This window comes from Nonomuraea angiospora (genome assembly GCF_014873145.1).
Taxonomy (GTDB): domain Bacteria; phylum Actinomycetota; class Actinomycetes; order Streptosporangiales; family Streptosporangiaceae; genus Nonomuraea; species Nonomuraea angiospora.
Genome location: NZ_JADBEK010000001.1, coordinates 9,047,742 through 9,070,640, shown reverse-complemented (window position 1 = coordinate 9,070,640; position 22,899 = coordinate 9,047,742). Strand labels below are relative to the sequence as shown.

Annotated in this window: 21 protein-coding genes; 10 read left to right on the top strand and 11 right to left on the bottom strand. The window is 71.9% G+C overall.

The annotated features are described in order from the left end of the window. Nucleotides 1–45: 45 nt before the first annotated feature. On the bottom strand, nucleotides 46–1,212 hold the full coding sequence (locus H4W80_RS41855) for a hypothetical protein (protein ID WP_192790115.1): 1,167 nt from the start codon (nucleotides 1,210–1,212) through the stop codon (nucleotides 46–48). After that, entirely contained in the window at nucleotides 1,212–1,538 is a 327-nt protein-coding gene (locus H4W80_RS41850) for a hypothetical protein (protein ID WP_192790114.1), read from the bottom strand. The genes H4W80_RS41855 and H4W80_RS41850 overlap by 1 nt, the downstream gene beginning before the upstream one ends. 111 nt (nucleotides 1,539–1,649) lie before the next feature. On the opposite strand from H4W80_RS41850, the gene H4W80_RS41845 reads away from it, so the two are divergent. Next, on the top strand, nucleotides 1,650–2,084 hold the full coding sequence (locus tag H4W80_RS41845) for a YbaB/EbfC family nucleoid-associated protein (RefSeq protein WP_192790113.1): 435 nt from the start codon (nucleotides 1,650–1,652) through the stop codon (nucleotides 2,082–2,084). Nucleotides 2,085–2,276: 192 nt separating this feature from the next. Here the strand turns inward: H4W80_RS41845 and eccD are convergent, their stop codons facing one another. Then, entirely contained in the window at nucleotides 2,277–3,758 is a 1,482-nt protein-coding gene (gene eccD / locus H4W80_RS41840) for a type VII secretion integral membrane protein EccD (RefSeq protein ID WP_318787299.1), read from the bottom strand. Between the two features lie 101 nt (nucleotides 3,759–3,859). Here eccD and eccCa point away from each other — a divergent pair, with 101 nt between their 5' ends. From eccCa to H4W80_RS41825, 3 genes are read left to right on the top strand one after another with little or no spacing between them, the layout of a single operon-like run. Then, nucleotides 3,860–7,849, top strand: a complete 3,990-nt coding sequence (gene eccCa, locus H4W80_RS41835; protein ID WP_192790112.1) for a type VII secretion protein EccCa — start codon at nucleotides 3,860–3,862, stop codon at nucleotides 7,847–7,849. Continuing rightward, nucleotides 7,846–8,181, top strand: a complete 336-nt coding sequence (locus tag H4W80_RS41830; RefSeq protein WP_192790111.1) for a hypothetical protein — start codon at nucleotides 7,846–7,848, stop codon at nucleotides 8,179–8,181. The genes eccCa and H4W80_RS41830 overlap by 4 nt, the downstream gene beginning before the upstream one ends. Continuing rightward, on the top strand, nucleotides 8,178–9,272 hold the full coding sequence (locus H4W80_RS41825; protein WP_192790110.1) for a transglycosylase SLT domain-containing protein: 1,095 nt from the start codon (nucleotides 8,178–8,180) through the stop codon (nucleotides 9,270–9,272). The genes H4W80_RS41830 and H4W80_RS41825 overlap by 4 nt, the downstream gene beginning before the upstream one ends. A gap of 56 nt (nucleotides 9,273–9,328) precedes the next feature. Here the strand turns inward: H4W80_RS41825 and H4W80_RS41820 are convergent, their stop codons facing one another. The 3 genes from H4W80_RS41820 to H4W80_RS41810 all read right to left on the bottom strand — a co-directional run bounded on the left by H4W80_RS41820 (nucleotide 9,329) and on the right by H4W80_RS41810 (nucleotide 13,177). After that, nucleotides 9,329–11,536: a protein kinase domain-containing protein gene (locus H4W80_RS41820; RefSeq protein ID WP_192790109.1), complete on the bottom strand. Its 2,208-nt coding sequence runs from the start codon at nucleotides 11,534–11,536 to the stop codon at nucleotides 9,329–9,331. Nucleotides 11,537–11,654: 118 nt separating this feature from the next. Further along, nucleotides 11,655–12,794, bottom strand: coding sequence for a S8 family serine peptidase (locus tag H4W80_RS41815; protein WP_192790108.1), 1,140 nt, complete (start codon nucleotides 12,792–12,794; stop codon nucleotides 11,655–11,657). Between the two features lie 110 nt (nucleotides 12,795–12,904). Next, nucleotides 12,905–13,177 carry a WXG100 family type VII secretion target gene (locus H4W80_RS41810; protein ID WP_192790107.1) on the bottom strand — a complete coding sequence of 91 codons (273 nt, stop codon included), beginning with the start codon at nucleotides 13,175–13,177 and terminating at the stop codon, nucleotides 12,905–12,907. A gap of 131 nt (nucleotides 13,178–13,308) precedes the next feature. On the opposite strand from H4W80_RS41810, the gene H4W80_RS41805 reads away from it, so the two are divergent. The 3 genes from H4W80_RS41805 (at nucleotide 13,309) to H4W80_RS41795 (ending at nucleotide 17,317) form a co-directional block, all read left to right on the top strand. After that, a complete protein-coding gene (locus H4W80_RS41805; RefSeq protein ID WP_192790106.1) occupies nucleotides 13,309–14,028 on the top strand; it encodes an SDR family NAD(P)-dependent oxidoreductase in 720 nt (239 codons plus the stop codon). Nucleotides 14,029–14,052: 24 nt separating this feature from the next. Next, nucleotides 14,053–15,798, top strand: a complete 1,746-nt coding sequence (locus tag H4W80_RS41800; RefSeq protein ID WP_192790105.1) for an acetyl/propionyl/methylcrotonyl-CoA carboxylase subunit alpha — start codon at nucleotides 14,053–14,055, stop codon at nucleotides 15,796–15,798. A gap of 121 nt (nucleotides 15,799–15,919) precedes the next feature. Next, nucleotides 15,920–17,317, top strand: coding sequence for a hypothetical protein (locus tag H4W80_RS41795; protein WP_225963942.1), 1,398 nt, complete (start codon nucleotides 15,920–15,922; stop codon nucleotides 17,315–17,317). 121 nt (nucleotides 17,318–17,438) lie between these two features. Here the strand turns inward: H4W80_RS41795 and H4W80_RS41790 are convergent, their stop codons facing one another. The 3 genes from H4W80_RS41790 to H4W80_RS41780 all read right to left on the bottom strand — a co-directional run bounded on the left by H4W80_RS41790 (nucleotide 17,439) and on the right by H4W80_RS41780 (nucleotide 19,170). Continuing rightward, nucleotides 17,439–17,999 (bottom strand): TOPRIM nucleotidyl transferase/hydrolase domain-containing protein, encoded by a 561-nt coding sequence (locus H4W80_RS41790; RefSeq protein WP_192790104.1) that lies wholly within the window; start codon nucleotides 17,997–17,999, stop codon nucleotides 17,439–17,441. Nucleotides 18,000–18,061: 62 nt separating this feature from the next. Further along, a complete protein-coding gene (locus H4W80_RS41785) occupies nucleotides 18,062–18,469 on the bottom strand; it encodes a RidA family protein (RefSeq protein WP_192790103.1) in 408 nt (135 codons plus the stop codon). Between the two features lie 143 nt (nucleotides 18,470–18,612). Continuing rightward, entirely contained in the window at nucleotides 18,613–19,170 is a 558-nt protein-coding gene (locus H4W80_RS41780; protein ID WP_192790102.1) for a DUF6939 family protein, read from the bottom strand. A 96-nt stretch (nucleotides 19,171–19,266) separates the two neighbouring features. Here H4W80_RS41780 and H4W80_RS41775 point away from each other — a divergent pair, with 96 nt between their 5' ends. Genes H4W80_RS41775 through H4W80_RS41765 form a run of 3 tightly spaced genes read left to right on the top strand, consistent with a single transcriptional unit; the run spans nucleotide 19,267 to nucleotide 20,839 of the window. Further along, complete coding sequence (locus tag H4W80_RS41775; protein WP_192790101.1) at nucleotides 19,267–19,785, top strand: P-loop nucleotide/nucleoside kinase family protein; 519 nt, start codon at nucleotides 19,267–19,269, stop codon at nucleotides 19,783–19,785. A gap of 10 nt (nucleotides 19,786–19,795) precedes the next feature. Continuing rightward, nucleotides 19,796–20,296, top strand: a complete 501-nt coding sequence (locus H4W80_RS41770) for a phosphoglycerate mutase family protein (protein WP_225963941.1) — start codon at nucleotides 19,796–19,798, stop codon at nucleotides 20,294–20,296. Beyond that, nucleotides 20,297–20,839, top strand: a complete 543-nt coding sequence (locus H4W80_RS41765) for a GNAT family N-acetyltransferase (RefSeq protein WP_192790100.1) — start codon at nucleotides 20,297–20,299, stop codon at nucleotides 20,837–20,839. Here the strand turns inward: H4W80_RS41765 and H4W80_RS41760 are convergent. After that, nucleotides 20,808–21,923, bottom strand: coding sequence for an NAD(P)/FAD-dependent oxidoreductase (locus H4W80_RS41760; protein WP_192790099.1), 1,116 nt, complete (start codon nucleotides 21,921–21,923; stop codon nucleotides 20,808–20,810). The two genes, H4W80_RS41765 and H4W80_RS41760, sit on opposite strands and share 32 nt — an antisense overlap. Before the next feature lie 66 nt (nucleotides 21,924–21,989). Continuing rightward, nucleotides 21,990–22,874, bottom strand: a complete 885-nt coding sequence (sigJ, locus tag H4W80_RS41755; protein WP_318787298.1) for an RNA polymerase sigma factor SigJ — start codon at nucleotides 22,872–22,874, stop codon at nucleotides 21,990–21,992. Between the last annotated feature and the right edge of the window lie 25 nt (nucleotides 22,875–22,899).

Below are 22,899 nucleotides of genomic sequence, written 5' to 3'. Positions count from 1 at the left end.
ATACCCCACAAGACGCAGAAGCCGCTTTTCTCCCCACCCTATCCATCAGGGCTGGGAGATCTCCCGTTTCGGCTCGATCCAGTCGAAGTCCTGGTAGCGCGGGGGCAGCCCGTTCTTCTTGGCGGGCTCCGCGAAGGAGGGGTACTTCTTGGCGTCGATCTCGATCGACCTGAAGTCGACCGCGGCCGCGCCGGCCGGCGTGATGTAGTTCCACTGGTGGTTCCGCTTCACCATGGTCGACAGCACCTCGCCGCCCTCCTTCAGGGTGCTGGCCAGCGAGGTGGCCAGGAAGAGCGTGGCGATGTTGACCTCGGCCGTGATGTATTTCTCCATCAGCACGCCCCACACCGAGCTCTGCGGCACCCGCTGCAGCGCCTTGGCGGCGAGGAGCAGGCCGAGCGCGGCGGCCGACGTGCGCAGGACCCAGGTCCAGAAGCTCCGGTACGCCGCCGCGACCTCGTCGAGCGAGCTGCCGCCGGTGTTCAGGACGTTGCGCAGCACTTCCGACTCGCGCTGGAAGGTCCACAGCACCCGGTCGAACTCGTCGCGGTCCATCGCGATCCAGCCGTCCTTGGCCGTGTCGCGCAGCTGCGGGAGCAGGTTCTTCATCCCGCCGTCGAGCCGCTGGGCCATGCCGCTCTGCCAGACGCTGACCGCCTGGGCCATGCCCGGCTCGTTGGCGAGCATCCCGCCGCAGATGGCGATGGCGGGAGACAGCCCCAGGGCGAGCCTGCCCGCCCTCTTCAGCGCGCTGAGCGCCTTCTCCCCCAGCGACGGCAGGGCCGGGCGGGCCGCGTTCATCTCCGGAGCCGGGCCGAACCTCCCCGCGCCCAGGTTCGCGCGCGAGGCGCCGTTGGAGGCGTAGCTCTGAGGGGTGTGGGTTACGGGCTGGTTCGCCGGAGGGTAGGCGTAGGGGTTGCCGGGAACGGGCCTGGGCTGCGGCTGGTACGGACGCGGGCTGGTGGGCGTCGTGGAGTAGGGATTCGGGGAGGCGTACGGGTTGGAGTAGGGATTGGCGGGGGCCGGCTGGGCCGGCGCCGGAGGCCGGGTGTGCGCCCACGGGTCCGGGGCGGCCGGCGGCGGCGGCGTGGCGGCGGCGGCCGGCTGCGCCGGCGTGGCGTACGGATTGCCAGGAGGCGCCTGGGTGGCCGGCGGGGTCTGGGTGTGCGCCCAGGGGTCCGGGGCGCCGCCCCAGGGGTCTGGCGTGCCCATCAGCCGCGATACCTCACGATGCTGGCCTCCTCGGCCGCGCGCCAGTTGCGCCTGGCCCGCTCCAGGGCGTCCGACCAGCTCTGCACGGCGTCTTCCATCTCGGTGAACGTGGTGTCCGCCCAGCGGCGGAACTCCTCGTACGCGCCGCCGATCATCACACCGCCGATCGCGCCGAACCCGAGTCCCCCCACGGCCGTGTACGACATGAGCCCGTGGATGAACTCCACATTCGGATGCAGCTCCTCGTCGACGCGCTTTCGCGTGTGCGCGATGGTGGAGGAGGTGACGTAGATCTCTTGCCCCGATTTACCCTGTTGTTGCCCCACAAATCGGCATTCTTGTCCACATATCGCTACTAAGTGGCACACTTGCCGCTATCTTCATGATCGATTCAGCGGCTCGCCAGCTAGTGATCGCCTCCAGTTAACCCGGCGCCGATGGCGTGGCGTGTCATGGACTACACCGACGACGACGTGGACAAACTCCTGCGGGACAACGAGCGCGAGCTCACGCGCCTGGCCGCGGCCGCCGCCGAGCTGCAGCTGATCACCGGCAAGGGAGAGAGCCGCAGCGGCCTGACCACCGCGGTCGTGGACGCCGACGGCCGGCTCCAGAGCGTGGTCTTCTCGCCGCGCGTGCTGCGCCTGGACGTCAGGACCCTGGCGGAAGAGGTCGTCCAGGCGGTGCGCCAGGCCCAGGAGGACCAGGGGCGCCAGGCCCAGGAGCTGCTGGCCGTGCCGCAGTCGCAGATCATCGGGCTGGAGGAGATCCAGCGGCAGTTCGCCGAGTTCCAGGACATGTTCGGCGCGGAGACGGCCGAACGGAACGACCGGCTCCGGCGGCTCGGCGAGCAGGACCCCCGCGACGTCTGACCCGCCGAAGCGGCCCGCCGGGGCCGGGCCGCTTCGGCGGATGTCCAAGGCGGCCCAAGGCGGCCCAAGGCGGCCCAAGGCGGCCCAAGGCGGCCCGAGGCGGCCCGAGGCGGCCCGAGGCGGTCAGAGGCGGCCCGAGGCGGTCAGAGGCGGTCCAAGGGGCGGCCCGAGGCGGTCAGCCCGCCAACGAGGTCAGCCCGCCAGGCCGCGGATCCAGGTGTAGACGTCGAGGACGCCGAGCGCCAGTGGGAAGAGCGCGATCAGCAGGATGACGTCCACGATCTCGCCCGCGCGCCCCCAGAACGGCGAGAGCCGCCCGGACGGCAGCCACAGGCCGAGCCCGACGACCAGCATCGCCAGCCAGAGCACGCCCATCACGACGGCCGCCGCGGCCACCGTGCCCGCGCCCGCGCTCAGCTCGATCCCCACCGCGATCAGCCCGGCCAGGCCGGTGCCCAGCAGCCAGAGCCGCTGGCCGAGGCCGTGGAAGACGCGGGCGCGCAGCAGCAGCACCAGCGAGAGCACGACGGTCATCGAGACCGCCATCCAGGTCGGCGTGGTGACCAGGAAGACCATCGCGCCGATGGCGGTGAGCACGATGCCGACGACCATGCCGGTGGCGTAGCGGCGGGCCTGGGCGGTGCGGGCCAGGACGCCCTCGCTGTCCAGCCGCTGGTTGTCGGCCCGCAGCTCCTCGGCGTTGGTGGGCAGGGCCGGCAGCGGCACCCTGGCGATCCTGAACGACAGCGTCGGGATCAGCGGGCTGAACGCGATCAGGATCGTCACCGTCATCGCCGCCACGCCCGCCGCGGGGACAGCGAACACCATGACCACGGCGGAGGCCAGCGCCCCTGCCACGGTCGCGATGGCCGTGCCGAGGAAACCCGCGACTCCGTCGGCCACCACGGTGCCGCCGATGGTGGCCACCAGCGCGGTGCAGGTCAGCGCGGCCAGCAGGTGCGGGGCGCCGAGCCCACTCAGGGTGGAGCCGCTGACCAGGCCGTACAGGCCGGCCAGGAACGCGTACGGCAGCGCCGCGTAGCCGATCAGCGCGCCCGCGGAGGAGTCGCCGACGGCCCTGGACAGGGCCGCGCTGACGCCGACCAGCAGCAGCGCGAGCATGCCCGCGACCACGGTCACGCCCAGCGGCGCGCTCCCGGACAGCACCAGCGCGGGAGCGCCGAGCGCGAGCATGATGGCGGCGGCGCCCGCGCCCATGGCCCGGGTGTGGCGGGCCTCCCATTTGCCCGAGCTGTCCTTGACGCCCGTGGCGACCACGTCGGCCACGTCGTCGAAGAGCGCGGGCGGCAGCGTGAGCTCCCGCGGCCGCAGGTAGAGCAGTTCGCCGTCCAGCACGCCCAGGGACGCGAGCGTCTGCCCGAGGTCGAACGGCGCGCCCCCGAGCCGCTGGAGCACCCAGCCGGGCGGTCCGGCCGCGTCGCCGCCTGCCTCGCCGACGGCGCGCAGGAGGCCTGGCAGCACGTGCGGGAGCGGGATGTCGGCAGGCAGCGCCAGATCGACCCGGCGGCGCGGGGCCACGATCGTGACGTGGCACAACGGCGCCACCGGCGCGCGCATCTGCGGCTGAGCGCCAGGATGCGTCGGCGGCAGCCCGGGCGGCCCGGGCGGCATCGGCCGCATGGGCTGCATCGGCTGGTGGGCGAGCGAGGTCACGGCCACTCCAGGTCTGACTGACTAAATCCGACATGCCGAACATATAGGGATGGCACGTCTGGTAAGAAAGTGTTCCAGGTGACAGGAGGGTTGTCCCGTCAGTGAGCATTGTTGTTGTCCGGCGCCCTGAACGCCGCCCCAGCCCCCAGCCACCGCGTGGGGAGATCCTGCTGGAGTCCCCGCCGGAGATCCCCGAGGTGCAGCCCGCCGGGATGACCGGCGTCCTCATGTACGTCCCCATGCTGGCAGGCGGGGCGGCCATGGGGCTGATGTTCACCGCGGGCGGTAACGCCAACCCCATCATGTACGTGGCCAGCGGTCTGTTCGCGGTCTCGATGCTGGGCATGACGGTCGGCCAGTTCGGCCGCAACGCGGGCGAGCGCAAGAACCGGCTCAACGGCCTGCGCCGCGACTACTTCCGCTACCTCTCCCAGATCCGCAAGAGGGTCCGCAAGGCCGCCGTCCAGCAGCGCGAGGCCCTGGAGTGGAGCGGCCCCGCCCCCGAGGCGCTCTGGTGGGTGGCCATGGGGCCGCGCCTGTGGGAGCGCAGGCCCCGAGACGACGACTTCGGCACGGTACGCCTCGGCACCGGCGTGCAGAAGCTGGCCGTGCAGCTCATCCCGCCCGACTCCAAGCCGGTCGAGGACCTCGACGCGCTGACGGCCGGCGCGCTGCGCAGGTTCGTACGGGCCCACTCCACGGTGTCCGGGCTGCCCGTGGCGGTGGCGCTCAACTCTTTCGCCCGGATCCACCTCAGCGGGGACCCGCGGGCCGTACGCGGCCTGGTACGGGCGATCATCGCCCAGCTCGTCACCTTCCACTCCCCCGACGACATGCGGGTCCTGGTGTGCGCGAGCAAGGAGTGGATGCCCCACTGGGACTGGGTCAAGTGGCTGCCGCACGCGCTGCACCCCGAGGAGATGGACGCGGCCGGTCAGGTGCGGCTGATGGGTGAGAACCTGTCCCAGCTCGACCAGCTCGTGGGCGACGAGCTGAAGGAGCGGGCCAGGTTCCGTCCGGGCACGGCGTCGGACGCGCTGCCGTACCACGTGGTGATCGTGGACGGCGGGCACGTGCCGCACGACTCCCAGCTCGGCACCGACGCCATCCAGGGCGTCACGGTGATCGACCTGTCGGAGTCGACGGGGCCGGTCGAGGAGGCCAGCACGCTGCGGCTGGAGATCCAGCCCGACGGGTTCCACATGGTGAAGATCGACCACGCGGGCAAGCGGTCCACGACCCGGCTGGGCGACCCCGACAAGCTGGACTACGCGCGCGCGGAGGGCCTGGCCAGGCAGCTCGCGCCGCTGCGGGCCTCGGCGAACTCCGGGGGCGAGGCGCAGGACCTGCTCGGCACCAACACCACGCTGACCGACCTGCTCGGCGTGGGCGACCCGGGCCGGCTCTCGCCCGCGGTCACCTGGCAGCCCAGGGCGGGCCGCAACCGGCTGCGCGTGCCCATTGGCATGGGTGGCGACGGCCGGGTGGTCGAGCTGGACATCAAGGAGTCCGCGCAGGGCGGCATGGGCCCGCACGGCCTGGTCATCGGCGCGACCGGCTCCGGCAAGTCGGAGCTGCTGCGCACGCTCGTGCTGGGCCTGGCGATCACCCACTCCTCCGAGATCCTCAACTTCGTCCTGGTCGACTTCAAGGGTGGCGCGACGTTCCTCGGCCTGGAGGGGCTCTCGCACGTCTCCGCCGTCATCACCAACCTGGAGGACGAGCTCCCCCTGGTCGACCGCATGCACGACGCCCTGCACGGCGAGATGGTGCGCCGGCAGGAGCTGCTGCGCTCGGCGGGCAACTACGCCTCGCTGCGCGACTACGAGCGGGCCCGCGAGCAGGGCGCCGACCTGCGGCCGATGCCGACGCTGTTCATCGTGCTGGACGAGTTCAGCGAGCTGCTGTCGGCCAAGCCCGAGTTCATCGACCTGTTCGTGATGATCGGCCGGCTGGGCCGCTCGCTCGGCGTGCACCTGCTGCTGGCCTCCCAGCGGCTGGAGGAGGGACGGCTGCGCGGCCTGGACACCCACCTGTCCTACCGGATCGGCCTGCGGACCTTCTCCGCCATGGAGAGCCGGGTCGTGCTGGGCGTGGCGGACGCGTACGAGCTGCCGTCGGCGCCCGGCAACGGCTACCTGAAGTTCGACACGACCGGTATGACCAGGTTCAAGGCCGCCTACGTCTCCGGCGCCCACCACGAGGACCCGGCGCAGGCGGTCGCCGCCGACGGCACCGCGGCGATCCGCGAGGTCGTCGAGTACGGCCCCGCCTACATGCCGCTGCCCGAGATCACCAAGCCCGTCCAGGTGGGGCCGCAGCCGGAGGAGGAAGAGCCGGCGGGCGGCAACCAGCGCAGCCTGCTCGACGTCGTGGTCGGCCGGCTGGCCGGGCACGGCCCCGGGGCGCACCGCATCTGGCTGCCGCCGCTGGCCGAGCCGCCCACCCTGGCGCACCTGCTGCCCCCGCTGTCCGTCACCCCCGAGTTCGGCCTGACGACCGCGGGCTGGCAGGGCCGGGGCAAGCTGCACGCCGTCATCGGCATCATCGACAAGCCGTTCGAGCAGCGCCGCGACCCGTTCTGGCTGGACGTCTCCGGCGCCGCCGGACACGTCGGCGTGGCGGGCGGCACCCAGAGCGGCAAGAGCACCGTCGTACGCACGCTCGTGGCCAGCATGGCGCTCATGCACACGCCGCGCGAGGTCCAGTTCTACTGCCTCGACTTCGGCGGCGGCGCGCTCGCCTCGCTCGAAGGGCTCCCGCACGTCGGCGGCGTGGCCACCCGCCTCGACGGCGACCGGGTACGCCGGACGGTGGCCGAGATCGGCGCCATCCTGGAGCAGCGCGAGCGCGACTTCGGCGAGCACGGCATCGAGTCGATGGCCTCCTACCGGCAGCTGTGCGAGGCGGGCTCGATCGAGGGCGACGGCTGGGGCGACGTGTTCCTGGTCGTGGACGGCTGGCTGACGCTCAGGCAGGAGTTCGAGTCGCTGGAGCCGACCATCACCGACATCGCGGCGCGCGGGCTCGGCTACGGCATCCACCTCGTCGCCGCGACCAACAAGTGGTCGGAGTTCCGGCCGAGCATCCGCGACCTGCTCGGCACCAAGATCGAGCTCAAGCTCGGCGACGCCTACGAGTCGGAGGTCAGCAGGAAGAAGGCGCTGGCCGTGCCGGAGGCGGCGCCGGGCCGGGGGCTGACGAAGGACGGGTTCCACTTCCTGACGGCGCTGCCCAGGATCGACGGGGTGCAGAACTCCTCGGACCTGGCGGCCGGGGCGCGCTCGCTGGTGCAGGCCGTACGGGACTCCTGGCAGGGCACGCCCGCGCCGCGGGTCAGGCTGCTGCCCGCCGTCCTGTCCGTCTCCGCGCTGCCGGACGACCGGGAGCGGATCCCGATCGGCATCGACGAGGCGGCGCTGGCGCCGGTCTCCCTCGACTTCGACGCCGACCCGCACTTCGTGGTCTTCGGCGAGAACGAGAGCGGCAAGTCGAACCTGCTGCGGCTCATCTCCGAGGGGCTGGTGGCGCGCAAGCAGCCGAGCGAAGCCATGATGATCGTGATCGACTACCGCAGGTCGCTGCTCGACTCGGCGGTGACCCCGCACCGCATCGGCTACGCCGCCTCCAGCGCGGCCGCGGCCGACCTGATCAACGACGCCAAGGGCGCCCTGCTGAGCCGCCTGCCCCCGGCCAACCTGACGCCCGAGCAGCTGCGCGACCGCAGCTGGTGGCAGGGCTCCGACCTGTACATCGTCGTCGACGACTACGACCTGGTCGCGACCTCGTCCAACCCGCTGCACCCGCTGGTGGACCTGCTGCCGCAGGCCCGCGACATCGGCCTGCACGTCGTGCTGGCCCGCCAGATGGGCGGCGCGGGCCGCGCCATGTTCGACCCGGTCATCCAGCGCATGAAGGACATGGCCACGCCGGCGCTGCTCATGTCCGGCAACAAGGACGAGGGCTACCTGTTCGGCAACGTACGGCCTCAGACGTTGCCGCCGGGCCGCGGCTTCCTGGTCGACCGGCGATACGGCGCGCGCCTGACGCAGACGGCATACCTGGACGCGGACAAGACACGGGGAGAATGATGGCGGATCTGGAGATTCACCTCTCGGCGCTCGACAAGTGCCGCACGGCCATCCACAAGGCCGCCGGCCAGTACGAGGAGACGCTGTACGACCGCAACCCCGGCAGGCTCGCCTACGACGACCGCGGCGAGCCGCACAACAACCGCACCCCCGTCGCCGCCACCGCCTTCGGCCACCTGGAGGACTCCGGCACGCTGGCCACCGCCGCGAACGGCGTCTGGAGCGCCGTGATCGGCGAGATGGACCAGGCCCGCAGGAAGCTCGGCGGGGTCGAGCGGGGTCTGAGCAACGTGGAGGAGAACATCCGCAAGGCGCACAGGGCGACCTCATGAGCGTCGCCCACCTGCCCGGAGGCGACGCGCTCGACGCCATGCTGAACAAGGTGACTGGCGACCCCGGCGCCATCGACAAGATCGCCGCCGCCTGGCGCAGTGTGTCGGGCGACATCAACGAGTTCGACGGGGCGCTGGGGGCCGCGGTCCAGACGGTGGACGACGCCTGGAAGGGCCACTCCTCCGACCAGTTCGCCACCTACATGCGCAAGTACGGCACCGCGGCCGAGGACCTGAAGCTGGCGCTGTCCAACTCCGCGTCCTCGCTCGAGGCCGCCGCCTCCGCCCTGCGTACCTCGCACACCGAGATCGGCTCCATCTGCCGGGACCTGACCACCAGCGCCGCCAACTACAAGACCGCCTACTACCGCGAGCACCCCGACGCCAAGGAGGCGGACGTGGAGCCCGGGTTGCGGAAGCTGGTCGACCAGGCGAAGACCGAAGCGCAGCCGTGGGTGGACTCGGCGGACAAGGCGGTCAGCAAGGCCAAGAAGGACATCGACGGGTTCCTGAAAGACCGCACGCTCACTTTCCACGCGATCCCGGACGTCTCCACCCAGGAGTTCACTCCGGCGCCCGGGCGGAAGATCGAGTGGCAGCCGGATCCCGAGTACCAGCCGCGCACCACCCTGCAAGGGGCCGGCGGGAACGGGCCCGGCGGCGGCGGCCCGTCCGGCTTCGGGGGCTACGGCCCCAGCGGCCCCCCGCCCGCCGGAGGCGGTCCCGCGCCGACGGGCCAGGTCAAGGAGTGGATCGAGCAGGCCATCGCGATCCTGGAGAAGAACGGCGTGCCGGCCTCGAAGATGAACGCCAGCGACATCTGGATGATCATCCAGCACGAGTCCGGCGGGAATCCCAACGCGATCAACAACTGGGACTCCAACGCGGCCAACGGCACGCCGTCCAAGGGCCTCATGCAGACCATCGACCCGACGTTCAACTCGTACGCGCTGGCCGGGCACAAGAACATCTACGACCCGGTGGACAACATCATCGCCGGCGTGCGGTACGCGATCTCGCGCTACGGCTCGGTGTCGAACGTGCCCGGCGTGGTCAACACCAAGCGCGGCCTGGACTACGTCGGCTACTGAACGGCAGATGGGCCCGGATCCGTCTGGATCCGGGCCCATCTTGTTGTCAAAAGTACTCAGGCTCCGCAGCTGCCCCAGCCCGCGCTGGTGCTGGTGCCGCCGGCGCTGCCGGAGTAGCGCACGCACTTGCCCCTGGCGGGCAGCTTGACCGGGCCGGCGTAGAACTCGAAGCTGCCGGAGTCCGTCTGGCTGCCGCCGCCCTGGACCTCCAGGGTCGCGCTGACCGGCGTCTTCTTGCCGATCTCAGTGGTCTTGATGGTGACCACGCAGTTCTGGCCGGTGCTGTTGTTCCAGAGCTGGTACGTCACCCCGCCCCCGAACGGGCTGGACCGCTGGACCGAGAAGCCGGAGCCGCACACCTGGGTGGGCGAGTACGGGTTCGTGGTCCTGGTCGGGGTCGGAGTCGGCTTGGCCGTCGTCTTCGTGGGCGTGGGCTTGGCCGTCGTCTTGGTGGGCGTCGGCGTCGGCTTGGCCGTGGTCTTGGTCGGAGTCGGCTTGGCCGTCGTCTTCGTCGGAGTCGGGGTGGGCTCCGGCTCCCTCGTCGGCTCCTTCGTCGGCTCCTCGGTCGGCGTGGGCGTCGGCGTCGGCGTCGGGGTGGGCGTCCTGTCCACCGTCTTCGTGACGGTCGCCGTCGGCTTCGCGTGCCGCGTCTTGCTCGGCGTGGGCGTCGACTCGGCCGTGTTGTTCGCGGCCGGCTGCGTGGCGGTGGGAACCGGCTGCGTCGGGACCGGCTGGGTCGGGATCGCGGCCGGGGTGGTGGGCGCGGTGGTCAGCTCGGGCACCTGGGGCACCTGGGGCGCGGTCGAGGACCACTCGGTGGGCAGCGTCAGCGGGCCGACGCCCGAGTCGTCCGGGGCGGCCGTGGCGCCCCAGGGCACCGTGGCCTCGGGCTGCGTCTGCTGCGGATCGCTGCCGCCGCCGAGGGGGTCCGTGCCCTGCGTGCCGGGGCTCGCCGGGGCGCTGGCGGGCACCGGGATCTCGTCCGAGTTGGCCTGCGCCATGGAGGCCGGGTTGACCTGCTGCAGCTTCACGTACCTGTTCGCGCCCCACAGGCCCAGGACCGAGATGAGCGCGACCACGGCGACCCCGGCGACCAGGCCCAGCGGGAAACCGCGGCGCGGCCGGGCGGCGGCCCCGGAGGGCACGGCCTCCAGCCTGATGTGCTGCGGCTGCTGGTCCGGCTCCGGCGGGCCCCACATCGGCGCCTCGGACTGGTGCTGATGCGGCACCGGCAGGCCCTGCATGGGCGGGCCCTGCATGGGCGGGCCCTGCATCGGGGGGCCCTGCATCGGGGGGCCCTGCATCGGGGGGCCCTGCATCGGGGGGCCCTGCATCGGGGGGCCGGGCACGAACGGCGGCCCCTGGACGGGCGGCGGGCCCTCCTGCAGCGTCGGCGGGCCGGCGACCAGCGTGTCCTGCGGCGGCACGGGGCCGCCCTGGCTGGGCACGCCGGGCACGCCGGGCACCGGGATGCCCTGGATCGGCACGCCCTCGATGGCGGTCTGCGGGGCGGCGGGCGGCTTGGCGTTGCCGCCGAGCAGCTGCATGAGCGCGCTGTACGTGGTCGGCCGCTTGCCGACCTCCTTGGACAGCGCCGCCAGCACCACCCTGCGCACCGGCTCGGCCTCGATGTCCACCTCGGGCTCGCCGGTCAGCACCGCGTCACGGTCGGCGAACGGCGCCTTGCCCGTGGCCGCGAACGCGATGGTCGCCGCCCAGGCGAACACGTCGGCGTAGGGGCCGTACTGCAGGCCGAGCAGCTGCTCGGGGGCCTGGTAGGCGATCTCGCCCACCGGTTCGCCGATCCCGGCGTCGGTGACCCGCGGGCCCTCGGGGCCGAGGATGACGTTGTGGGGGGTGAGCGACTTGTGCGAGCGGCCCGCGAGGTGGACGGCCGACAGGGCGGTCAGCACCCCGACCGCGACCCGTTCGAGCGCGTCCCCGGTCAGCGGCCCGTCCTCGGCCACCGCCTGGGCCAGGCTCTTGCCCTCGACGTGCTCTCTGACGACGTACGGGCGGTCCTCGTGCATTCCGGCGTCCAGCACCCTGGCCACGTACGAGCTGGAGACCTGTTTGGCGGCCAGGTGCTTGACCGGCGCGTCGGCGCCGGCGTCCGGGTCCGCCGGGAGCAGCTTCACCGCGACGATGGCGGCGTCCTCGGACTCACGGCCAAGGAAGACCTCGCCCCGCGGCCCCTCTCCCAGCCGGCCAACAATGCTGAGATCGCCGATCCGCTCTGGATCACCAGGGCGCAAAGCGTGCATGACTAAACCTTTCACGGCAAAGCATGATCTGGTCACATTGAACCAGATCTTTCACTTCAGCATCAGAAGTTTCGGGCCGTACCCGACAATTCACCGTTTTGTTTCCTTGCAGCCCGAGTCACTCGGGACGGCCGGGCCGCCAGCCCCTGCGGCGGCCCATCGGGATCACGACGCGGGCGGCCGTCAGCAGCAGCGCCAGCCCGAGCGCCGATCCCGCGATGATCAGGGCCAGATTGATCGCGTCATGGTCCACGGGCGGGACCTTGGCCACGGCGTCCGCGGCGAGCGGGCTGGGCGGAGGGGGCGCGACCACGGGGGCGTCCGCGGGCTCGTACGGGAGGATCGCGCTGAGCGCGAGCATCGGGTTGACCATGCCCGCGCCCTTGCCGCTGCCCGTGGCGCCGTCGGCGGTGGCGATGATGCGCTGGCGTACCTGGGCCTGGTCCAGCTTCGGGAAGCGGGCCCGGACGAGCGCGGCCACCCCGGCGACGTAGGGGGCGGCGTAGCTGGTGCCGTTGAGGTCCTTGAAATAGGAGCGGCCGGGCCAGGTGGAGGTGACGCCCTGGCCGGGGCCGAGCACGGCGACGGGGGTCTTGACGTTGGAGAAGTTGGACAGGATGCCGTTCGGCCCCGCCGCGCCCACCGCGAGCACCCCGTCATAGGCGGCCGGATAGGCCGGTACGGGGGTGCCGTCCTCCTTCGTGACGTTGCCGGCCGCGGCCACGATCACCGCGTCCTTGGCGAGCGCGTACTGCACCACCTCGCGCAGCGAGGGCAGGTCGCTCGTGGACACCGACACGTTGATGACCTTGGCGCCCTCGTCCGCGGCCGCCTTGATGGCCTTGACCAGCAGGTCGGGGTCGCCGTTCCGCTCTGAGGCGGTCTGCTTGTACGACAGCAGCCGCGCGCCCGGCGCCATGCCGTAGAAGAGCACGCCCTGCATGTACTGGGCGCCGATGATGCCCGCCACCGCGGTCCCGTGGCCGACGCAGTCGCGGTAGCCGGTGCCGGTGAGGTCGGCCCGGCCCGCCAGGCGGATCTGCGGATGCTGCAGGTCGACGCCGCTGTCGACGATGGCCACTTTCACGCCCGCGCCGGTGGACAGCGACCAGACGCGTTTGGGGTCGAGCCGTTTCTGCGCCCAGGACTCGCCCACCTGCATGGTGCCCCTGGGCGGCCGGCACTCGTCCCTCACGGCCGCGGGCGCCAGCGGGACCTGCAGGGCGAGCACGCTCGCCACCAAGGCGCGACCAATCATGGGGAAAAAGCGTAGCTTGCCGGTTTCGGACGGCGGCGCGGGCCGCCGAAATCAGCCCTGATTCACCGGAAGGAAGCCCCGGCTCCCTTGCCAGGGCCCCGATCCGTCGCTCACTGCGTCGCGGACTCGATGTTCTGGCGGTAGGTGCCGATGACCCGCGAGGCCTCCTGGAGCTCTTCTGCCATGCGCTGGAAGGCCGTGCGGTAGTTCTGCCACGACTGTTGGAAACGGTTGGCGCCCGGCCCCGTCCACGCTGTGCCGACCTTGGCGGCCTCGCGGTCGAGCGCGGTCATCGTGGTGCGGACCGCCTCAGCCTGCTGCGTGAACTGGCTGGCCATCTGCTGCATCTCGGCGAGGTCGCCGCCGAACATGCTCTGGCTCATGCATACCTCCTGGAACATGGGGGAAAGCGCCCTCAACTTAAGGTGTGACCACCTACCGTCGCCTGAGTTATACCGAGCGGCTATGGTCTTCCCGAGGATTGTTCGGATACGTCTCGGGGAGCACTCGGGTCATGCGCGAGGTTGTGGTGACCGGCGGAGGCACCGGCATCGGATACGCCGTCGCGGCCGCGTTCGTCTCGCTCGGCGACCGCGTGACCATCACCGGCCGCCGCGAGCACGTGCTGAAGGAGGCCGCGGCGCGGCTCGGGGCGGCGCACGTGGCGTTCGACGCCTCCAGCCCCGTCGCCGTGAAAGAGGCGCTCGACGGCCTGCCGCCGCACGTGGACGTGCTGGTCAACAACGCCGGCGGCAACACCAACCTCGACCGCAGGCAGCCCGGCGAGCTGACGGACGTGGCCGAGGCCTGGTGGGCCAACCTCAACGCCAACCTCATGTCCGCCGTCCTCGTCACGACCGCGCTGACGCCGCGCCTGAGGGAGGGCGGCCGGATCGTCTCGATCGGCTCCATCGCCGCGCGCGGCACGGGCTCCGGCTCGTACGGCGCCGCCAAGGCCGCCCTGGAGTCCTGGACCGCCGACCTGGCCGCCGAGCTCGGCCCCCGGCGCGTCACCGCGAACGTGGTCTCCCCCGGCCTGGTCCTGGACACCGAGTTCTTCCGCGGCCGGCTGACCGACGACGGCATCAGGGCACGGGTGGAGAACACCCGCAACGGGCGCCCCGGCACCCCCTCCGACGTCGCCGATACCGTTCTGTTCCTGGCCTCCGCGGGAGCCAGGCACGTGACCGGGCAGGTGCTCCATGTGAACGGCGGCGCGTACCTGGGCCGCTGAACCTCTCAGGAAGGACTTAGGTCGGTGCGGAAGGTGCTGATCGCCAATCGCGGCGAGATCGCGGTACGGGTGGCCCGGGCGTGCCAGGACGCCGGGATCGGAAGTGTGGCCGTCTACGCCGACCAGGACCTCGACGCCCTGCACGCCAGGGTCGCCGACGAGGCGTACGCGCTGGGTGGCCGGTCCCCGGCGGAGACCTACCTCGACATCGCCAAGCTGCTCGACGTCGCGCGGCGCTCCGGCGCCGACGCCGTGCATCCCGGATACGGCTTCCTGGCCGAGAACGCCGCCTTCGCGCAGGCCGTCATCGACGCGGGCCTGATCTGGATCGGGCCGCCGCCGCAGGCCATCGCCGCGCTCGGCGACAAGGTGCGGGCCAGGCACATCGCCCAGCAGGTCGGCGCGCCGCTGGTCGCGGGCACCCAGGACCCCGTCTCCGGGGCGGCCGAGGTCGTGGCGTTCGCGGAGGAGCACGGGCTGCCGATCGCGATCAAGGCCGCGTACGGCGGCGGCGGGCGCGGCATCAAGGTGGCGCGCGACCTGGAGGAGGTCGCCGAGCTGTACGAGTCGGCCGTGCGCGAGGCCGTCGCGGCGTTCGGACGGGGCGAGTGCTTCGTCGAGCGCTACCTCGACCGGCCGCGCCACGTCGAGACGCAGTGCCTGGCCGACGCGCACGGCAACGTGGTCGTGGTCAGCACGCGCGACTGCTCGCTCCAGCGCCGCCACCAGAAGCTGGTGGAGGAGGCGCCGGCGCCGTTCCTGTCGCGGGAGCAGGTCGAGATCCTCTACGCCGGCTCCAAGGCCATCCTGAAGGAGGCGGGCTACGTCGGGGCCGGCACGTGCGAGTTCCTCGTGGGGCAGGACGGGACGATCTCGTTCCTCGAGGTGAACACCCGGCTGCAGGTCGAGCACCCGGTCACCGAGGAGGTGTCGGGGATCGACCTGGTGCGGGAGATGTTCAGGATCGCCGACGGGCAGGCGCTGGAGTACGGCGACCCGGAGCCGCGCGGGCACTCGATCGAGTTCCGGATCAACGCGGAGGACGCCGGGCGCAACTTCCTGCCCGCTCCCGGGACGCTGACCGTCCTGCGCCCGCCCGCCGGGCCCGGGGTGCGCCTCGACGCCGGCTACGAGGCGGGGATGACGGTGCCGCAGACGTTCGACTCGCTGGTGGCGAAGCTGATCGTCACGGGCCGGACGCGGCAGGAGGCGCTGGAGCGGTCGCGGCGGGCGCTGGCCGAGTTCGAGATCTCGGGGATGCCCACCGTGCTGCCCTTCCACCGGGCCGTCGTGGCCGATCCGGCGTTCACCTCCTCGCCGTTCTCGGTCCACACGCGGTGGATCGAGACGGAGTGGGAGAACACGGTCGCGCCGTACGAGGACGAGGTCGCCTCCGGCCCGGACGTCGCCGCTCGGGAGACGGTGACGGTCGAGGTCGGAGGCAAGCGCCTTGAAGTGGTGCTGCCCGCCGGGCTCGGCGCCTCCGCGCCGGCGCCCGCCAAGGCGCCCCGGCGCGGTGGCGCCGGCGCCAGGAAGGCGTCGGCGGCGGGCGGCGACGCGCTGGTCAGCCCCATGCAGGGGACGATCGTCAAGGTCGTGGCCACGGACGGGGACGTGGTGAACGAGGGCGACACCGTCGTGGTGCTGGAGGCCATGAAGATGGAGCAGCCGCTGGCCGCCCACAAGTCGGGCACGATCACGGGGCTCACGGCCACGGTCGGGCAGACGGTCACGTCGGGCGCCGCGATCTGCGAGATCAAGGACACCTGACGGAGATCCCGGCATCTTCGCCACGGTGTGCGCCCGCGCGCTCGCGGACAGGTAACGTGCGACAGTGAGGAACTTTGCCGACCGCTCGTTCGTCCTCATGGGCGAAGGAGGCTTGCTGCCAATGACCCACTCGCTGCGCCGAGCAGGGGCCGCGATCGCGGCTCTGATCGCCGGTCTCATCGTCGTGCTTGCGCTGTCCCCTGCCGCCAACGCGGCGGCACCCCCTGATGCTCAGTCGGTGGTGTCCTACTGGAAGGACAAGAAGGACCCGCTGTTCGTGGAGTCCGGTTCATCGCTGTCGTCGGACCAGCAGAATGAGATCCGTGACGCGCTGAAGGGGGCCGACAGCAAGATCTACGCCGTGGCACTCCCCGACGGCACGCTGGACAACTCCACGATTGCGCCCTACATGAGCTCGCTCAACGCCGAGCTCACCAAGGCCGGCCGCAACCGCGCCACGTTCGCCGTGCTCGACGGCCAGACGTTGTTCGCGGCCTCGAGCGCTCTGCGCCAGCAGGGCCTCGCGGGCAGGCTGGCCAACCTCGCGGTGAACGCCAACTCCGGCAACGTCGCGGACGGCATGAAGGACTTCGTCAACCGCGTCGACCTCGCCGTCGCAGGCAAGCGCTCCGCCCTCGACAGCGGCAGCCAGGCCAACCCCGGCGCCGGCGGCACCGCCGCGCTGATCGCCCTGGGCGGCCTGGTCGTGGTCGGCGGTGGCGGCTACTTCCTCTACTCCAGCAACCGCAAGAAGAAGAAGGCCCTCCAGGAGGCCAAGGACCTGGCGGCCGTCAAGCAGACCGTGGACGAGGACGTCACCAAGCTGGGCGAGGAGATCACCGCCCTCGACACCGACGTGACGCTCGCCGGCCAGGGCGGCGCGCACATCGAGGAGTGGCAGCAGGCGCTCGACTCCTACGAGAAGGCCAAGACCCAGCTGGCCAACGTCCAGCGCGCCGAGCAGGTCCGCGAGGTCACCCAGACCCTCGAGGACGGCCGCTACGCGCTGGCCGTGGTGAAGGCCAAGGTCCACAACGACCCGGTCCCCGAGCGGCGCGCCCCCTGCTTCTTCAACCCGCAGCACGGCCCGTCCGCCCGTGACGTCCGCTGGGCCCCGCCCGGTGGCGCCGTCCGCGACGTGCCCGCCTGCAAGATGGACGCCGAGGCCGTGGAGCGCGGCTTCGACCCGCAGATGCGCGAGGTCATGGTCGACGGCCAGCGCCGCCCCTACTACGACGCGGGGCCCGCGTACCAGCCGTACGCCTACGGCTACTACGGCGGCTTCGGCGACATCATGACCGGCATGTTCATCGGCACCATGATGGGCAGCATGCTCAGCGGCGGCTTCGGCTACGGCGGCTACGGCGCCGGCTACGCCGAGGGCTACGCTGACGGCGGCGGTGGCGACTTCGGTGGCGGCGGTGACTTCGGCGGTGGCGGCGGAGACGGCGGCGGCTGGGGCGACTTCGGTGGCGGAGGCGACTTCGGCGGCGGAGACTTCGGCGGCGGCGACTGGTAATCCTTAAGGCCCCGAGCCCGACGGAAAACTGAACAAGGCGCACCACGAGCGCTCCCCCTGGGCCCACGAGCCCGCGGGGAGCGTTCGCGTGTCAGGCGCCCGCTCCCGGCGATGACGTGCCTCATAGGTGGGCCAGCAGCATGTCCAGCGGGCGCGGCACGCGATCGAGATCAAGGGCCTCGACGAGCCGGCTGGAATAGCGGATCTTGCGGCCACTGCCCGCTCCCATGAACCGGCGCAGCTGGTCGTGAGTGGCCCGCCCGCGCCACGCGGGTTGCTTCTGAAGTGACCGGAACGAGCCGAGCTCGCCCTCTGCGTCGATGACTTGCTCGACCATGGCGGTGCCGAGGGCGCGGATCAGCTCGTCCTCCAGGTCGGCGACGCACACGAAGAATCCGAGCGCCTCCAGATCGCTTCTGCTGAGGTTGGATCCGAGCCCCGCGCGCTCGAGGCTCCTCCGGTAGTCGCCTTCCTCCCCGACGTCAACCAGACCGGCCAGCCGGAGATCACGACCGGCAGGGCCGAACTTGCCGACATACGTCCCGATGTTCGTGGCGCCACCCATCGCCACCAGGGAGACGCCTTCGGCCGCCAGGTTCCGGCCATGGCGCTCGGCCAACGTTTCGACGGCCGACTTGTCGCTGACGCCCTCGACCAGGACCACGGTTTGCGTGTCGCTCACGAGCCCAGCCTCGCACCGCACCCTGGAGAGGTTCATCCCCTTTTACGCGACGGAGCAGCTGCTCAGTCGATGACCGCGGTGGCCTCGATCTCGACCAGATGGTCCGGGATGTCCAGTGCCGCGACGCCCAGCAGCGTGGCCGGTGGAGTCGGAGTGACTCCCAGCTTCGCGGCCGCCCGGGAGATGCCCTCCAGGAGCGCGGGCATCTTGTCGGGGGTCCAGTCGACGACGTGGACGTTCAGTTTCGCCACGTCGTCGAAGGAGCCCCCCACCTCGGCCAGGGCGGTGGCGATGTTGAGGTAGCACTGCTCGACCTGCGCGGCGAGGTCGCCTTCGCCGATCGTGGCCCCGTCGGCGTCCCAGGCGACCTGTCCGGCGATGAAGACGAGCTTCGTCCCCGATGCGATCGACACCTGCCGGTAGACATCGATCTTGGGCAATCCGTCGGGGTTCACGAGAGTGATGGCCATGCTGCCTGCCTCCTTGTCCGGACGTCCGGCGAACCGGGACGCCGGTGGTCTCTTGTAGTTACTCAGAAACCATAAGAGAGTGTGCCCTGACATGGAAGAACGCACTTTTTAGTGACTGGGGAACCTGATGGTGACCCAGCGGGTCAGTCTTCCTCGGGCCATTTCCCCTGGAGGTGGAGGCAGATCAGCGCGGCGTGGGAGAGCGGGGTGGCGGGGTCGTCGACGTCGCCGTTGGTGGTGTAGTCGAGGAGGACGACCTCGCGGTCGGCGGCGAGCAGGCGCAGCCGCTCCACGAGATCGCCGGTCCTGTGCTCCAGGACCCAGCGGTAGGCCGGAAGGTAGATGCGGCGCCGCGCGGCCCGGTAGGTCAGCAGCCGGTCCCCGTGGAGGCCGTCGCGGTGGCCGCGCACCGGCCCGTGTTTGCGTACGGTGCGTTTGAGGCCGGTCATGGTGTTGATCGCGAGCCTGGCCGGGTCGACGTCGGCGGTCTCGAAGACTTTGAGCGCCTGCCAGATCCCCTCGACGGTCTGGCTGGTGACGCCCGGGGTCTGCGGCACGGGGATGCCGCCGTGCGGGTAGAACGGGCTCAGCCGCACCCATGGCTCGTCCGCTTTGGAGGTCACGTCGATGACCTCGGCGCCGGGGAAGGCCTTGGCGAGTGAGGCAGCCGAACGGCGGCGGCCGGCAACCTGGATCGGCACGAACGACATCCCTTCGTGAGAGCGGACGGGTTCAGCCTGTACTACGTGGGTGACATTTTCCGCGCTCGCCGGGGTGGGCGTTCATAGCATGAGGGCGTGCTCATCGTCATCGGCGGCCTCCCCGCGACAGGCAAGACCACGCTCTCCCGGCTCCTCGCCGCCCGCATCGGCGCGGTGCACGTGCGGATCGACACCATCGAGCAGGCGATCGTCCGCTCCGGTCTGGCCCGCCACCCCGTCGGCCCCGCCGGATACGTCGTCGGCTACGCGCTGGCCGAGGAGCACCTGCGCCAGGGGCTGACGGTGATCGCGGAGTCGGTCAATCCGCTGGCGGTCACCCGCGACGCCTGGCGGGAGACCGGGATCAGGGCGGGCGTCGCGGTGGCCGAGGTGGAGGTGGTCTGCTCCGATCCCGCCGAGCATCGGCACCGCGTGACCTCGCGCTCCATCGACATCCCCGGCCTGCGGCCGCCTGACTGGCAGGAGGTCGTCGAGCGCGAGTACGAGCCGTGGGAGCGCGAACGCGTCCTCGTCGACACCGCCGGACAGGCCCCTGAGCAGTCGCTCGACGCCCTGCTTCGAGATCTTGAGCGCGTCCGGGGCTCCGGCTCGTAGGGTCGGGCGTATGGGGGTCCGCGTGTTGTGCCTGCGCCACGCCGAGTCGGAGAACGTCGTCGCCGGGGTGGCCGGGGCGCTGCCCCCGGCCGAACTGACCCCGAAGGGGCGGGCACAGGCGGCGGAGGCGGCCGAGCGCCTGCGGGGAGCGGGCCTCACCCGGATCTACGCCAGTACGGCGGTGCGGGCCCGGCAGACCGCCGCGATCATCACGCACGCGCTGGGTGTGCGGGAGGTGGTGGCGCTGGAGGAGCTCGTGGAGTTCGGGATCGGGCGGCTGGAGGGCACCGCCGACCCGGCGGTCCGGGCGCGTACGGCCGCCCACCCGGGCGGGACGGTCGCGCTGGTCGGGCATGTGGGTAGTCTCACCGCCGGGCTCAGCGTGCTGTGCCGCGGGCTGGGTGAGCGGGTCTGGGGGGCGCCGCTTCCGCACGCGGTGCCGTTCCCGGTCGAATGGGACGGCCGGTCCTGGCGGTGCGCGTCGTGGCCGGCGCTGCGACAAGATCGATAAGTGACCTATCTCGCCCAGGCCGGCCGCGTCGGCATCCGCCGCATCGGCCACCACGACCGTACGGAATTCCTGGCCCTGAACAGGGAGAGCGCCGACCTGCTCGCCCGCTGGATGCCCGGCGCCCCCATCACCACCGACGAGGCCTTCGACGGCTACCTGGCGCGCTTCGACGACCCGGCGAACGAGGGCTTCGTGATCTGCCGGATCGACACCGGCGCGATCGTCGGCCGGGCCAACCTGAACAACATCATCCGGGGCACCCGCCAGGACGGCACCCTGGGCTACTGCGCCTACTCGTCCACGACCGGCCGCGGCTACATGACGGAGGGGCTGCGGCTGCTCGTCCGGTACGCGTTCGGCGAGCTGGGGCTGCACCGCGTCGAAGCCAACATCCAGCCGTCGAACACCCCCTCCCTCAACCTCATCAAGCGGGTCGGCTTCCGGCGAGAGGGCTATTCGCCGGACTTCCAGCTCATCGACGGGGCCTGGCGGGATCACGAGCGGTGGGCCGTCACGGCCGGTACGGGCCCGGGTGGCGCATAGCCCAGACGGTGCCGCGGGCGATGCGCTCCTTGAAGGCGGCGGAGGTCCGGCCGGTGAGGACGGCGTCGAGCGGGCTGTCGTCGGGACGGGTGAACTGGGTGACGCCGTCGTGCCGGCCCAGGCTGATGTTCTGCCAGACGTAGCGGAATCTGGCCCGTCGCGGTTCCCGCCCGCCCAGCAGGTCGGCCACCGCGTCGCCCGCGCAGATCCCCATGGGGAGGCCGGTCTGGCAGGCCATCCGGGTGGCGCGCCCGCTCCGGTCCGCCGCGGCGGCGTCGCCGATGCCGAACACCTCCGGATGCGACACCGACCGCAGCGACCGGTCCACGAGCATGCGCCCGTGCCGGTCCGTGGCCAGCCCGGCCGCGGCGGCCAGGCCGGGGACGCGGAAGCCGGCGGCCCACACCACGGTCTCGGCGGGCAGTTCGTCGCCGTCCGCCAGCAGCAGGCCGTTCGGGCCGATCTTGGCGACCGGCGTGCGTTCGCGCACGGCGATGCCCATGCGGCGGAAGGCCCGGTGGAGGTGGCGGCGGGCACGCGCGGACAGGCCCTTCCCGATCAGGCCGCCCGACACCAGCGAAACGCGCAGCCCGGGGCGGGTGAAGGCGAACTCGGTCGCGGCCTCGATCCCGGTCAGCCCGCCGCCGATCACGGTCACCTCACCGGCCCCGGCGAGGCGGGCGCCCAGCCGGACGGCCTCGTCGGCGGTGGCCAGCGTGTACGCGTGCTCGCGCACCCCGGGCACGGAGTCCAGCTCCGCCGCGCTCCCGAGGGCGTAGACGAGCACGTCGTAGGAGAGCTCGTACGGGGGCGCGTCCAGGCGTACCGTCCTCGACCCCGGGTCGATCCCGGTCACCCGGGCGACCACCAGCTCGATGCCGGTGCCGTCGAGCAGGCCGGCCAGCGGCAGGTCGGGCAGCCGCTGCCCGGCGGCGAGCTGGTGGAGCCGGATGCGCTCCACGAACCGGTCGGCCGCGTTGACCAGCGTCACCCGGGCGCCGGCGCCCCGCAGCCGCCGTGCGGCGCGCTTGGCCGCTCCCAGTCCGGCGTATCCGGCTCCCAGTACCACGATGCGATCTGTCATGGTTCCTGAACTGGCGAGCCCGCCCGTCCGTGACAGGACCGGCGTGTGATCGTGCTCACACCCGGATCAGGCGAGCTGTGCCCCGGCGAAGGCGAGTTTGGCCGGGTTGACGGTGGTCCGGACGGCGGCGACGTGGTCGCCGTCCAGCTCCATGGTCATGATCGCCAGCAGGTCGCCGCCGGGGCCGCGGATCAGCGCCGCGGGCTCCCCGTTGACCTCCAGGAACTCGACCACCACCCCGGCCGCCTCCGGCCGCGTGACAAACCCTCCCAGGTAGCGCGCCACCTTCCCCAACCCGTATACGGGGCGCCGGGCCGCGGTCACGGAGCCGCCCCCGTCGGTCCAGGCGATCACGTCGTCGGCGAGCAGCCGTTCCAGGGCGGCGACGTCCCCGCGTGTGGCGGCCTCCAGGAATCGCCGCACGATGCGCCGGTGCTGCTCCCGGTCGCTCTCGAAGCGCTTGCGCGGCTCCCCCACGTGCGCCCGCGCCCGCCGGTGGAGCTGGCGGGAGTGCGCCTCCTCGATGCCGAGCACGCCGGCGATCTCCGCGTGGCTGTGCCCGAACGCCTCCCGCAGCACGAACACCGCCCGCTCCACCGGCGTCAGCCGCTCCAGCAGGATGAGCACGCCCATCGACACGGACTCGCGCTGCTCGACGGTCTCCAGCGGCCCGAGCGCCCCGCCGGCGGTGAGCACCGGCTCGGGCAGCCACGGGCCCGCGTAGCTCTCCCGCTGCCGCCGCGCGGACGTGAGCCGGCTGAGGCAGAGGTTGGTGATCACCCTGGTCAGCCAGGCGGCCGGGACCTCGACCGGCCCGGTGACCCGGCTCCAGCGCAGGTAGGTCTCCTGCACCAGGTCCTCGGCCTCGGCTGCGGAGCCGAGCAGCCGGTACGCCAGCCCGAACAGCCGCGCCCGCTGCCCCTCGAACACCTCCGCGCCAAGGTCGTCCACGCACCCGATGCTAGGTCACACCCCG